Origin of the sequence: Pseudomonas sp. DR 5-09, from assembly GCF_001655595.1 — a bacterium.
Taxonomy (GTDB): Bacteria; Pseudomonadota; Gammaproteobacteria; order Pseudomonadales; family Pseudomonadaceae; genus Aquipseudomonas; species Aquipseudomonas pharyngis.
In genome coordinates this window covers 2,359,716-2,372,876 of sequence record NZ_CP011566.1, presented here as the reverse complement: position 1 = coordinate 2,372,876, position 13,161 = coordinate 2,359,716, and the positions used below count along the sequence as shown (strand labels likewise).

At 64.6% G+C, this 13,161-nt stretch carries 8 protein-coding genes; 1 reads left to right on the top strand and 7 read right to left on the bottom strand.

The genetic code is table 11. The features are described from left to right. Nucleotides 1-39: 39 nt before the first annotated feature. The 7 genes from PDR5_RS10580 to PDR5_RS10550 form a co-directional block, all read right to left on the bottom strand. The gene (locus tag PDR5_RS10580) at nt 40-993 is read right to left on the bottom strand and encodes a peptidylprolyl isomerase (protein ID WP_064595152.1); all 954 of its coding nucleotides are present in this window, start codon (nt 991-993) and stop codon (nt 40-42) included. Between the two features lie 15 nt (nt 994-1,008). Next, complete coding sequence (locus tag PDR5_RS10575; RefSeq protein WP_064595150.1) at nt 1,009-2,559, bottom strand: ABC transporter substrate-binding protein; 1,551 nt, start codon at nt 2,557-2,559, stop codon at nt 1,009-1,011. Nucleotides 2,560-2,568: 9 nt separating this feature from the next. Then, entirely contained in the window at nt 2,569-3,201 is a 633-nt protein-coding gene (locus PDR5_RS10570) for an SCO family protein (RefSeq protein ID WP_064595148.1), read from the bottom strand. After that, complete coding sequence (locus PDR5_RS10565) at nt 3,198-3,848, bottom strand: SCO family protein (RefSeq protein WP_064595146.1); 651 nt, start codon at nt 3,846-3,848, stop codon at nt 3,198-3,200. The genes PDR5_RS10570 and PDR5_RS10565 overlap by 4 nt, the downstream gene beginning before the upstream one ends. 13 nt (nt 3,849-3,861) lie before the next feature. Continuing rightward, nucleotides 3,862-5,784 (bottom strand): YncE family protein, encoded by a 1,923-nt coding sequence (locus PDR5_RS10560; protein ID WP_064595144.1) that lies wholly within the window; start codon nt 5,782-5,784, stop codon nt 3,862-3,864. 74 nt (nt 5,785-5,858) lie between these two features. Then, nucleotides 5,859-11,693, bottom strand: a complete 5,835-nt coding sequence (mnxG, locus tag PDR5_RS10555; protein WP_064595141.1) for a manganese-oxidizing multicopper oxidase MnxG — start codon at nt 11,691-11,693, stop codon at nt 5,859-5,861. A 218-nt stretch (nt 11,694-11,911) separates the two neighbouring features. Further along, nucleotides 11,912-12,523, bottom strand: a complete 612-nt coding sequence (locus PDR5_RS10550; RefSeq protein WP_039769024.1) for a lytic transglycosylase domain-containing protein — start codon at nt 12,521-12,523, stop codon at nt 11,912-11,914. Between the two features lie 203 nt (nt 12,524-12,726). Between PDR5_RS10550 and gspG the strand changes: the two genes are divergently transcribed. After that, nucleotides 12,727-13,155, top strand: coding sequence for a type II secretion system major pseudopilin GspG (gspG, locus tag PDR5_RS10545; protein WP_007956107.1), 429 nt, complete (start codon nt 12,727-12,729; stop codon nt 13,153-13,155). Nucleotides 13,156-13,161: the final 6 nt, after the last annotated feature.

Here is a 13,161-nt window from a genome sequence, read left to right as displayed (position 1 = left end):
TGGGCATCGAAGCCATTCCCCACTATTGGGGGGGAACCTTCAGTCGTCGTCAATTCGTTCGATCCTGTTCTTTGCCCGTAACTGCGCGAGCACCTGACGACGAGCCTGGGTCTGTTGCTGTCGGGCGAGGTACGCCCTGACTGTTTCCAGCCCTTGCTCCTCTGGGACATCGGCCGCCTCCCTGTGGTTCTCGACAAAAATCAAATGCCAGCCGAACGGCGTGCGCACCGCTTCGCTGAGTTCGCCAGGCTTGAGGGCAAACGCCGCCGTTTCAAACGCCGGCACCATCTGCCCACGGGCGAAATATCCCAGGTCCCCGCCCTGGCTGGCGGTGACATCTTCCGATCCCGATTGCGCGACGCTAGCAAAGGTTTGCCCCCCTGCGATAGCCGCACGCATCTGCATCAAGCGTAGTCGCGCCGCTTCAACCGTGGCGGCATCGGCATCACCGGCAACCTTGATCAGAATGTGCCGGGCCTGCACCTGCTCCGGCGCGCCCATTTCAGCGCGGTGTTCCTCAAAAAACGCCCGCACCGTTTGCTCGTCCGGGGCCTGGACTTTGGTCAGCTCGGCAAACATCCGCTGCGCCGCCAGTTCACGGTGGGTGTACTTGGTGAACGAAGCCTCGTCGAAACCGGCGTCCTGCAAACGCTGGAGGAATTTGTCGGTGCCACCGATGGCGGTACGAGTCCGTTCGACCTGATCGCGCACCGTTTGCTCATCGATCTTCACCCCGCGCTTGCGCGATTCCTGCCAGAGCAATTCCTTGTCGATCAGCGTGTCCAGCGCGGCCTGACGCAGTTGTTTATAGGCCTTGGGGTTGCGGATGCTCGCCACGGCGCGGCCGTGATCCTCCAGGTACTCGGCGAAAAAACGTTCCAGGCGAAACTCGGAAATCGCCTCGCCGTTGACCCGGGCGGCCACCGGTTCATTGTTCGCCATTCCCACCGACAACCAGCCTGTCAGCAGCCAACACAGGGTTTTGAGCTTCATGATCAGGGCCTCCGGTCAGGGCGTGGCAATAATCGGTTTGTAGGGAGCGACCAGAAAAAAACGCTGGTCGGGCAAGTCAACGGTGACCACGTGCGCCCCGCTCAGGCCCAATCGTCGGCCGGGGCCGAAGCTCAGGCGCGGGGTCAGGCCGGTGTCGAAGTCGTGCAGGCCTTCAAGCGCCGCCACCAGTTTTTCGCGGCTGGCGTCGCGGCCGGCCTGCTTCATGCCTTCGCTAAACAACAGCATCGAGGCGTAGGCGCCGACTTGCAGCACCGCGTGCTGGGCGCCGAGGCCTTGATGCTCGCGCAACAGCGTCAGGGCCATGCGCCCGGCCTGGGTCCAGTCGCTGGGCACGAACGGATACGCCAGAAACACCCGCCGGGAAAAACCCTCCGGCACTTGCAGCAGATCCCCCGCCACCTGGCTGGATGCGGCAAACAGGTATGGCACCTGCCCGGCATTCTGCAACCCGGCCGCCAGCCGGCTGAAACCACCGCCGTTGCCCAGGTAGAACACCGAGCGTGAGCCCAGCGGCAAGCTGTCCGCCGCCGGGTCGTAGGCCTGCAGATGGACTTTTTCCCAGCCGTGCTCCTGCAGATAGCGACCGAGGGTCTGCGCCGCCAGCATCTGGGCCGGGTCGTCGGGATAGGCAATCAGCGTCGGCCCTTGCAGTACTCGCAGACTGGCGGTGGCGTAGTCGGCCAGTGCGATCAGTTGCTCACGCAGGCCCGGCAGCGGTTCGAAAATCTGCGGGCTGGCCTGCACCGGGCCGAGCAACGACAGGGCCCCGATCAGCGGCACGCCGGACTGCTCAAGGCGCGGCGCCAGTTCGCTGTCCAGCGCCGGGGCCAACGGCGCGATCAGGGCGAAAACTTGCTCTTCCTCGATCAGCCGTTGCAGGGCCTGTTCGGCACTGGCGCGATCCGGGCCGGGATCGGCCACGGTCAGGCGCAACTGCCGGCCGTGAATGCCACCGGCCTGATTGATCCGCGCCACACTGCCGTTGAGCACCGCCGCGATGGTGGCGCCCTCCTCGGCCAGCGGCCCGTGGCTGGGCAGCAAGGTGCCCAGGTGCAAGGTCTGGTCATCGAGCCCCGGATCGCGGTCATCGGCCAGACGCTTGAGGTAAGCGGTGAGGTTGCGCTGATCCTTCATCGACAGCAGGAAGCGCGGCATGCTCGGGTCGAGGCGATTGTTGCCGGGATCGCGGCCCTGCTGGATCACCCGCGCCAGACTGCTGTCGGTGTAGGCCGGATAGTTGCGGCCGTTGATCTGTTGCTGGCCATGAATGCTGGTCAGCCGCGACCAGTTGAGTTCCGGCGGACGCACCCCTCCCTCGGGCCGGCCGAGGCCGTCGGCACCGTGGCAGTTGGCACACGGCAGGCTGGTGGCCGGCAGCAACACATCCGCCGCGCCGACCCGCGCCATGATCGGCTCGCCGCTGGCGGACAGGCCTTCGCGGTACAGGCGCTTGCCGGCGCTTTCTTCATCGGTCAGCGGCAACGCGGCCGCGCCGAGGCTGACGCCAGCGAGCAGGATCAGGGCGAGGACGCGGCCGAGGTTCATGGCGCGGACTCAGCGGCCGGCCACAGGCATTGTCAGCAGTTGCAAGCGCTGGGCAATGGCGGCGGCCGGGGCGTCGGGACGGATTTTGCTCCAGCGTTTGTTGGCCACATCGCCGACGATCAACTGGGTCGAGTGCTGCTCGGGCGTCGGCACGATCTGGCCGATGCGGCCCAGCACCAGGTCCATCTGCGCCTTGTCGCCGGTAAGGAAAAGCCAGTGAGGGTCATCGGCGCCCTGCTTCAAGGTGTAAGCCTTGAGCACCGCCGGCGTGTCGCGCAGCGGATCACTGGTAAGGGAAATGAAGGTGATGCCGTCGGCCTTGTCGCCCAGCAGCTCGCGGACTTCCTTGAGCTTGCGGGTGATCAGCGGGCAGGCGTCATTGCAACTGGTGAAGATCACGTTGAGCAGCACCACGCGGTTGTGCAGCGCATCGCTGTAGAAACGCTGGACGTCGCCGTTCTGATCCAGCAGCGGCGTGTCGGTGAACCAGGTTTTCGCGTCGTGGGTGCCTTTGGCCGGTGCGGGCGCAGCGCTGGTCGTTGTCGTTGCCGGTGCAGGTTGTTCGTGGCCTTCGTGAGCCAGGGCCATAGCGCTGAAAATCCAGAAACACACCGTCAGGGTGAGCCAGTCCAGGGTTCTCATGGTTGTTGCTCCATGGCAATCGCGGTGTGTTTGGCGTGGGTGCGCAGGCCGCTGAGTTTCTCGACTTCTTTGGCCAGCAATGCCGGGTCGGTGAAGCCGTAATAGCGCGTCCAGTGGCGGCTGTTGCCGTCACCGACGAGGATCAGCGGCTGATGATTCTTGAAGTCGCCGCTGAAACTGCCGAGGCCCTTGAGGGTGGCGGTGATCGATTGCGGCGAACCGGTGAGCCAGCTCCAGCCCGGGCCTTTCTGGAAGGTGCGGGCGTAATCCTGCAGACGTTTCGGGTCGTCGCGCTGCGGGTCGATGCTGATCGACACCAGTTGCACTTCGGTGCCGACCCGGGCACCGAGCTGTTTCTGTACCTTGCCCATGATCGACGAGACCACCGGGCACACCGTCGTGCAACTGGTGTAGATGAAACTCATGACCACGATCTTGTTGTGCACCAGATCCTGCTCCAGGTGCACGGTTTTGCCGTTCTGGTCGAGCAGCGGCACGTCGGCGAATTTGACCTGGGCGTGCTCCTGGCTGTTGGCGGCCGGTGCCGTGTGCCCGGCATGCTCGTCCGCCGAGTGGGCGCTGGCCTGCTGGATACCGACGGCCAACAGGCACAGGGTCAGCAGGCCACGGGATGCAAATCGGTTCATGGTCGTTTCCTCGTCACTGAGTCTGGCCGGGCAGCACCCGGACACTGCCAAAGGTCTTGTCGTCGAAACCGGCGCCCAGCGAGGCCGCGCGCACATGCAGGTACCAGGCGCCGCTGCGGTCGAGGGTCACCGGCGCTTCGTACACGCCGTCGGCGACTTCCAGCGCGGCCACTTCACGGGGCCGGGAAGTCGGGGCGAGGAAGTAGCGCAACTGCACGTCGGTCACGCCGCTGCGCTGGATTTTTTGTTTGCCCTGGACGATGCGAAAGCGCACCACGTACGGGTCGTTGAGGGCCACGGCGGTCTTGTCCAGCAGGAACTCGACTTTTGCCGCGCCCAGGTGTTTTTCCGGCGCGCCGTCGGACGCCACCTGGGCGCTGAAGCAATGAATGATGTTCGGCTGATTGAGCAGGAACGCCACGTCGAAGCGCCCCGCCGCCGGCAGCTTGACCCGGGCGCTATAGAGCCCCGGCGAGACTTCGCGCAGGCTGCGGTCGATCACCAGCGCAGCGCGCGCGATCTGCCCCCGATTGGGGTAACCGGACATCGGCGCATTCATGCCTTCGGCGTAGAAATAGGTGGTGTTGTCCACCGGGTTGACCACGAACACCGCGTTGTCATCGCGCGATACCGCGAGGCTCGACGCCAGCGGCAGGTCCCCGGCCAGCCGTGGCGGCTGCGGCCCGGCCTCGAAACCCTGGGTAATCGGCTGACGCCCTTCGCCCAGCGAAGACAGGTTGATCATGGTGACTTTCGGCGAGGCCAGTCCGCGCACGTAGGCGTAGGCCTGAGTGAACACCACTTGATAGGGTTCGGCCGAGACTTCCAGATCATGGATCGCCGAATCGTTGGCCGCGTCGATCACCGTGGCGCGGTTTTCCACCGTGTTCAGCACCACGCCAAACCGGCCGTCGGCGCTGAAGCCCATCGGGCCGAGGCCCTGTTGCAGCTTGATCACCCGGCGGACGGCGCGGCTGTTGCTGTCGATCACCGTGACGGTGCCGTCCTTGCCATCGGCCACGTACACCGCGCCGGACAGCGGCGAGTAGGCCACCGACAACGGGCTGGAGCCGGTCTTGACCTGTTGCACCAGGCTCAGGCTGGCGATGTCGATAACGCTGAGGGTGCCGTCGTCGCGGTTGCTGACGAAGGCGAAACGGCTGTCCTTGCTGAACGTGATTTCGTGGTGGCCGCGACCGGTCGCCAGGTGTTTCAGCGGTTTGAGGCTTTGGGTGTCGATCACCGTTACGCCGGATTCTTCAGCCTTGCTCGCGTTGTTGCCGACCCACAGCAGGCGCTCGTCCGGTTGCAGGGCGACCCGCACCGGTTGGCTGCCGGCGGCCACCGAGTCGATCACCTTGAATTGCTCGCTGTCGATCACCGCCACTTCCCCCGCCGTCGGCATCGACACGAAGACCTTTTTATTGTCCTTGGGCGTGACCCAGTCCATCGGCGATTGCTTGAGTTCGATCCGCGCCAAAGTACTGGTAATGCCGCCGACCGACACTGACGGATCGACCACCGAAACGCTGGCATCGCGGTTCATCACCAGCAGGAAATAGCTGTTGAGGTCGAGCAGCGGCCGCGCGCCGATGTTGGATTTGAGGAACGTACCGACCCGCGACTTGCAGCTCTGGTCACGGCCCTGGGCCTGGTCGGCGGCGACGGCTTGCGGATCGATCCACGCCCCCGGCGCCACACCGGACAACGGCTGGCCGGACGCACCGTCGGTGACGCGAAACTGCACGTCGGCGAACTCGCCCTCACGCAACTGACCGTCGCTGGCCAGCGGCTTCAGATCGAAGGCGATCGACACGCCGTCGCGGGTCAGCACCTGCCCGGCGCCGGTTTGCGCCAGGGCAATCTCGCTCAGCGTGAGCAGCGCGCCGGCCATCGCCAGCAGGCAGACGCCGATGATGTTGATGATCCTGTTCATACATCTCTCCCCTACAAACCTTTCCCCACCTGTGGGAGCGGGTTCACCGGTTCCCACAGGTCGCGCATTGGCACCTACTGAGCAGGCGGCGCCGGCTCCGGCTCATTGGTCACCCGCAGCAATCCCCACAGCCCCGAGGTGTTGCCATAGGCGGCGTAATCGCGGAACAGATAGTCCCCCGGTATCGCGTTGCTGCCCCCGGCGCTCGGGATCATGAAGCTGAAGTGCGCCGCCGGCAGGATGCTTTCGTGAGCGCCGATGTACATCGACATCGGGTTGTAACCGAAGCGCACCGAACCCACGCCCGGCGTGCCCATTGGGTAGCCGCCGGTGTCGCTCTTCTCGGCCTGGAACGGGTTGAGCGACCAGACGTGTCCGTCGAGCTGGAACGTCGTGCCGCGACTGCCGCCGCTCGGCATCAGAATGTGCGTACGCAACGGCTGACCCGGTTTGGCGTACAGCACCGGCGTCTGCGGATCGCCCCCCACCAGCGCATTGCTGTAGGCCATGTGTGCGTTGGTCATGTCGCCGTAACCCGCGCCATCGGCATGACCGAACGGCGCATCCGGGGCGAGACCGAAGCGATACCACAGCGGTTCGGTCTTGTAGTTGATCGCCATGCTCGAGTTGTCCTGCGGATCGGTCGGCACACCGAAGCCCTCGGCCGCGATGCCTTCGACCGGCCGGCCATTGGCCCAGCGAGTGTTCAGCGCCTTGTGCCAGACCATCGCGAAGTCGCGGTAAGTCGTCTGCCCCGGTGCGGTGACCGTGGCGTTGACCTTGCGCGCATCGTCGACCCAGGTCGCGCCGATCGGCAGGATGCTCATCGCCCCACCCAGACCTTTTTGCGGTTGCTTGATCACATCCGCCGGGGTGAAGTTCAGGCCACCGAACTCCACGGCCGTGGCGTTGATGTTGTCGACACTGCGCCCCAGTTGCGTGACTGGTTTGCCTTCACGCTCCAGGTGCCCGGCGTAGTACTGATAGGTCCGGGTCGGGTAGGCGCCGCTGCTGCCAACCCGTGGTGGCACAGTCTGGACCGGGTTGGCGCCGACGTTGGCACCGTCGGATTTGGTGATGTCATAGGCCAGCAGTTGAGCGTGCAGACCCACATGGCTGGACGGCCGCATCAGGTTGTTGCTGAAAGTGGTCGAGCCCAGGCCGCTGTTGCGATCGCGCTTGACGATGCCCTGCATCACCGCGGTCTGGGTCAGGTCGGGCATCACGCTCGGCAGACGGTTCTCCAGGGTGATATTGATGCAGTCCCCGGCCGCTGCGCGCAGCACCAGCGGTTCGACCGGAATGCCGGGTTTGAGCTTGCCGCTGACCGGATCGAGGTCGGATTTGCGCACGTACAGGATCGCCGTCGGATCATGCAGCGGCCCGCTCTGACCACCGATGGTGATGGTCTCGCCGTCCTCCGGATCAGTCACCGTGACCTGCGGGATACTCACCGTGCGCGAGTTCAGCACCAGGGTGCCGCCCGCCGGATTCAGCGGCCCGCCGACATGCTGACCGAGCCCGGCCGAATCGCCGATGCTCAAGCCCAGCGAATTGCCGAGGATGTCGTTGGCCAGCGCCGCCACCACTTCATAGTTGCGCTGCACCGTCGGCCGGGTGCCGATGCCGTTGGGGTTGGCGCTGATCCGTGGGCAGCTGCCTTCGAACGCCACGGTGTTGCGCATGCCCGCCGGACTCGGGTTGTTGGGGATGGCGAACAGGTCATTGCGTTTGGCCGTGTAGTTGCGCATCACGCCCCAGATCCCGCTCCAGTAGCCTTCGATCGAAGCGTCCATCGAGTACAGATAGTCACCGGTGGTCGCCGCAGAGCTGGACAGCATCGACACAGGTGCGATGAAGCCCATCTGTTCGGAGATGCCGATCATCTGAGAGGCGCGCCAGCCAGAGTTGGAGCTGTTGCCGAAACCGGAACCGCTCTGCAGCCATTTCACGCCGTGCAGGGTGACGTTGTGCTCTTCCTCGTGGCCTCCGGCATGCACCCGCAGGCGCACGTTGTCGCCGGTGTAGGTACGCAGCATCGGGGTGAACGGGTCGCCCGGCTCGCTGCCGCCCTTGTTGATGTGCGGCGGGAACAGGGTGGTGCCGCCAGTCGGGCCGGTGGCGGCCGTCACCAGGTTCGGCGCCAGATTCATCGCCGGGATCGCCCGGTCGGTACGGCTTTGCATGGCATAGGCCAGATCGCCGCCGAGGCCGTCGGCCTGCATGCCGCGCTTGCCGTCCGGGCCGACCTTGTTCGGATCGTAGACCCGCAGGGCCAGCGGCTCGTTGCGATAGTTGACGACGAACATGCCCGGATCATCCACGGAGATCGCTTGCGGGCAAGGCCGGCTCGGGCAACCCGGCACCTGACCGCCCTGCACTTCCAGCACGCCTTCGAGCAGGGTGCTGGCGTTGTTGCGCACCGGCGGGTTGATCGCGTAGCGGAAGCTGTCGGCGGTCGCCGGGAACGCTTGCGGATTAGGCACGCCGTTGGGGCCGGCGCCCACGTACACACCGGCTTCATAGGCGTGCTGGAAGTCGCTGTATTCGAGGAAGAACTCACGGAAGCTGTCGTTCTTGCCGTCGCCGTCGAGGTCGCCGGTATTGATCACCGCCTGCCACGAGGTCGGCCCGCCGTCCTGGCGCGCGCCGCTGTACAGAGGCTCGCCGGTTTCGGCGTGGAACCAGGTGGAACCGGCCGGTTCCGCCAGCACCGTGGCATACAGCCCGATCTGCTGGTGAGTCGATGGGCCGAGGTGGTCGTGGGTGAAGATGGTGCCCAGCCCGCGATCCACGCCCTTGGCGTTGACCACCGGGTCGACGAACCAGCGCTGCATGGCCGTGCGTGCGCCCATCCAGTCACTGCGCCCGAACTGGCCGAAGAACGGATGCGCCTTGGCTTTCGGGCACGCCTGGGTGCCGTCGCGCGGGTCACTGCCCTCGCACTGATTGAATTCGCGGATCGCGTGAATGCGTTCCTGAACCGCACCCGGCGAGAGCACGCCGTCCTCGTAGTTCCAGCCGTTGGAGGAGCCGTCGGCAGCCGTCAGGTCCCACTTCGGCAAGTGAATGTGCTGGCCGATCACGTCGGTCGGCGTGCGCACCTGATAGTCGTCCATCTCGTAGGTGGCGGGCACCAGGTTGGTTTGCTGGTATTGCACGCAGTCGAAGGTGTTCATGCGCATCACCAGCGGCTCTGGCGGACGCTGCTTGGTGATCACCGGCCAGGCGTCTTCCCACAGCGCCAGAATCCGCGCTTGCGGGAAGTGATAGCCGACCTTGTTGTACACCGCGTCGAACTGAATGTTGGCGGCCTTGTAGATCCGTGGCCGGTCGGCGGTGAAGGTCGAGGCGCCGACGAAGGACATGCCGTCCAGCCGATCGCCGCTGGCGAATTCACCGGTGCCGGCGCTGCTGGTCAGGCGTTTTTGCCGGTCGTCCATGCACGGTTCGTAGTACGGTGCGCCGGCCATCGGCAAGGCGCCGTTGGTGCGGAAAGCCTTGGCCACGATCTGGTTGCCGGGCAGCAAGGCAAAGCTTGGGTGATCCTTTTTCGCGTGGAACGCCATCGCGGCCTGTTCCACTTCGGTGCCCTCTTCGGGCAGGTAAATCGGTTTGGCGCGGGTGACTTCCTTGGAGAAGTCCAGCGAGGTGGTCACGGTGTGCGCCTCGCCTCCGGCCGACACCCCGTCGAGGGTGTGACGCTGCAAGCCGCCGTCCCAGCCGCCGGACTGATTCGGATCGAGGTTGGCCCACAGCGCTTTGCCGCTGGCTTTCAACGATTGCGCGGTGGCGGCGTCGAGCATGTCCAGCGGTGGGGTTGGCGGACGCTGACCTACCGAACTTTCCATGCCGCCGATCCAGAACGGATAGCCTGGGTTTTTCAGGCTGCCGTCGGCGTTGCGGTTGGCTTCGCTGCGATCGACCAGTGCCAGGGAACCGATGGCTTGCGAACCACCGTTACCGCCGTGGTGTTCGCCGTCGTCATCGCCCTCTTCTTCCTCATCGTCGTCATCGTGGCCGGCGACCAGGGTTTCGCCGATTTTCGGCACCACCACCACTTTGCCCGGCATCGGGGCCATGGCTTTGCCGGGCAGCGGCACCACGGCAGGAATCGGCGTGCCGGCGATGATCTCGCCATCCGGCAAGGCGCGGGCACCGGCGGCCGGTTTACCGCTGCGCAGTGCGTAAGGTTCGCTGTGATAACCATCGGCGCCCTGTTGCGAGACTTCCAGCCGGGTGCCTTCTTCGAACACATCGTGCACCCGCCACATCGACCACATGCCCTGGGCGAAATGCGGGTAGAAGTGGCAGTGATAGATCGCATCGCCGGCCACCCGGTTGCGGTTGCCGGAGCCGCCGTTGGCAATTTCGTAGGTATAGCCGGCGCCCGGACCGATGCCTTGAGCGTCGACGTAATCGGAGTTGTCGTCATTGGGGTTGAACAGCCACTGATGGCCGTGCAGGTGGAAAATGTGCTGCTCGTGACCATTGTGGGTGTTGCGGAATTTGACGAAGTCACCGATGTAGCTGTGGTTGACGTTCGACGGCTCCGACGGATACAGGGCCATGGTGGCCTTGACGCCAACCTGGTCGGCGCTCGGTGTCTGGCCAGGGGCGATGTTCTCAAGCCCGGTATTGGCCGGCACGTCCACCAGCATCGCCACGTCACCGACGGTGTGCGAGCTGAGGAAGAATTCTTCGTAGGCGCACGACAGGCAATCGTGCATCGGCCCCACGCCTAGGCGGTTGGCGACCACTTCGGCGCCCATACCGCCAGAACCGTAGTTGATCATGAACGAGTCGCGGGTCGGCTCCAGCACATGGGCCATGACCGGGTCGGCCCAGTAGGCGGGGAATGCCTGGGTGGCGGCGGTTTCGTCCTGGAACTGCGAGGCGAAATCGCGAAACGGCTCGAGGCGGTTGGGGATCGCCGGGTTGCGTTTGCCCACCGATTCCAGCGGATAGGTGCTGGGGGCAAAACTGCCATCGGCATTGCTGCCCATGACGATCGCGTCGCTTTCGCTGGAGATGATTTCGTTGCCGTCGACCATGCTGATGATCGGCGTGCCGGCCTTGCCTTCGCGCAACCACGGTTCGCGCTGCGGGTAGCGGGCCTGGTAATCGACGATGGGGTGACCGGCCGGTGTACGGCCGGTGGTGGCCAGACGCATTTCTTCTTCGGTGAGGGTGTTGCGATAGGTGCGTCCCGACTTCGGCACCACCACGACCTGGCCGAACAGGCCATTGGCAGTGTTGCCGGCCGCGCCTTCCCCACCGAATGTCGCGCCACGGCTGCTGACGGCAAACGCCCCTTCGCGCTCGGCGTACAGCACGTACGAACGGCTCGCGCCCGGCGGCACCAGGGTGTTGGCGTTACGCCCGGTGTAGGAGGAAATGTCGTCGATGCTGTTCACCGCTTGCAGGCCGTTGACCTGGAAGCCGACATGGCGGTCGGCGACCTGCTCGTCGACTTTGAAAGCATCGGCGCCACCGGGATTCACGGTGCCCTCCTCGCCTTCAGGCCCTTCGAAATGCTTGTTCGGGTTGGCCTGGTAGTCGAGCAGGTTCTGCAGGTTGATCGTCAGGCAATCACCGGCGGCCACCCGCAGCACCAGCGGCCGTGGACGCTTGTCGGCACGCAGCGAGACCTTGCCCGGCACCGCGCTGCCGCCGTAGGCCAGCGAAACGTCATGCTCATCGACCACATCGCGGCGCAGGGCGTACATCATGCCGTTGGCATTCTGCGCGCCGAGGCGGTTGAACATCAGCGGTTGATCGAAGGCGACCACATTGGCCACCAGATTGCGCTCGCAGCGCACGGCGGCGCTGGCCAGTTCGACGCTGAGCATCGAGACCAGCAACAGCAGCCAGTTCAACAGGGGCGGAGCGTGGTGAATGCCAACCATGATCGGAAACCTCGTAGTGGGTGCTCACAGGGAACGATTCTCGTTAAAGCCCTGAGAGCAATCCGCATGCCACAAAAAATTGCCTTCCATCTCAATCAGTTACACAGGTCACTTGAGAATGCGGGGGATATTCCCCACCCGTTTCCCCACTTTTCCGGGCCCCTTGGGTTTGCCCCGATAGTGGGGAAAGCCGGGGCTGGATTTACAAAAAAAAGGCTTTACAACGGCGCATCCACCGCCAGCCCCTGCAAGCGCCGGTACTGACGCAAAACGCTCGGAACATAGCGCTGGGTTTCGGCGAACGGCGGAATCACCCGGCCGCGGCTGAGCACCGCGTCAGGCCCGGCGTTGTAAGCGGCCACGGCCAAGGCGATGTCGTTGTCGAACATCGTCATCAGGCGCTTGAGGTATTTGGCCCCGCCCTGGATGTTGGCCTTGGGGTCGTAGACGTCTTTCACCCCCAGCTCGCGGGCGGTGTCGGGCATCAATTGCATCAGTCCGCCGGCGCCCTTGGGCGAGGTGGCGCCGGGGTTGTAGTTGGATTCGGACTTGATCACCGCGTGCAGCAAGGCTTCGGGCAGGTGATTGGCGCTGGCCGCCGCTGACACCAGCTCCGCGTAGGGCTGGTTGGCGATCAATTGCGGTTGCCGGTCAAGGCTGACCAGTGGCGCATCGGACTCGCGAATCACCCGCTCGTAAGTGCGTCCGGGACGGTGGACGTTCGACAGCACGTAGCTGCCCTTGGCGTCCATGGAAACGAAGACATCGGCTTGCGCGGCACCGACCGACAGCACGCAGCCGAGCAGTCCTGCAGTGAATGAATGGATCATTGGGCCTCCCCTGACAGGCCCCGAAAAATTGGGGGAAATGCCCCACTGACCCGTCGTTGACCAGCCGTACGCAAGCACTGTGCCGACTCTTGAAAAGCCCGTAATACAAGGGCTTCAGCCCGACCGCCGAATTTATCGGTGGCTGAGCATGGCAATTGCATAAGCCCTTGTGGCGACACGGCTGCCACTCACGGGAGGTCATCATGAAGCTGCATTTTCGTCCGCGTGCCCAACGCGGTTTCACCCTGCTCGAATTGCTCGTGGTGCTGGTGGTGCTCGGCCTGTTGGCCGGGATCGTCGCGCCCAAATATTTCGCCCAGCTGGGGCGTTCCGAAGTGAAGGTCGCCAAGGCGCAGATCGAAGGCCTGAGCAAGGCGCTGGATCTGTACCGGCTGGAGGTCGGCCATTACCCGTCCACCGAACAGGGCTTGCAGGCGCTGGTGACCGCACCGAGCGACGAAGCCAAATGGACCGGCCCGTACTTGCAGAAAAAACTGCCGCAGGATCCGTGGGGCCGTAACTACACCTACCGCTATCCCGGCGAAAACAGCGAGTACGACCTGCTCTCGATGGGCAAGGACGGCCAGCCCGGCGGCGAAGGCGAAAATGCCGAAGTCACCAACTGGCAATAAGCGGAG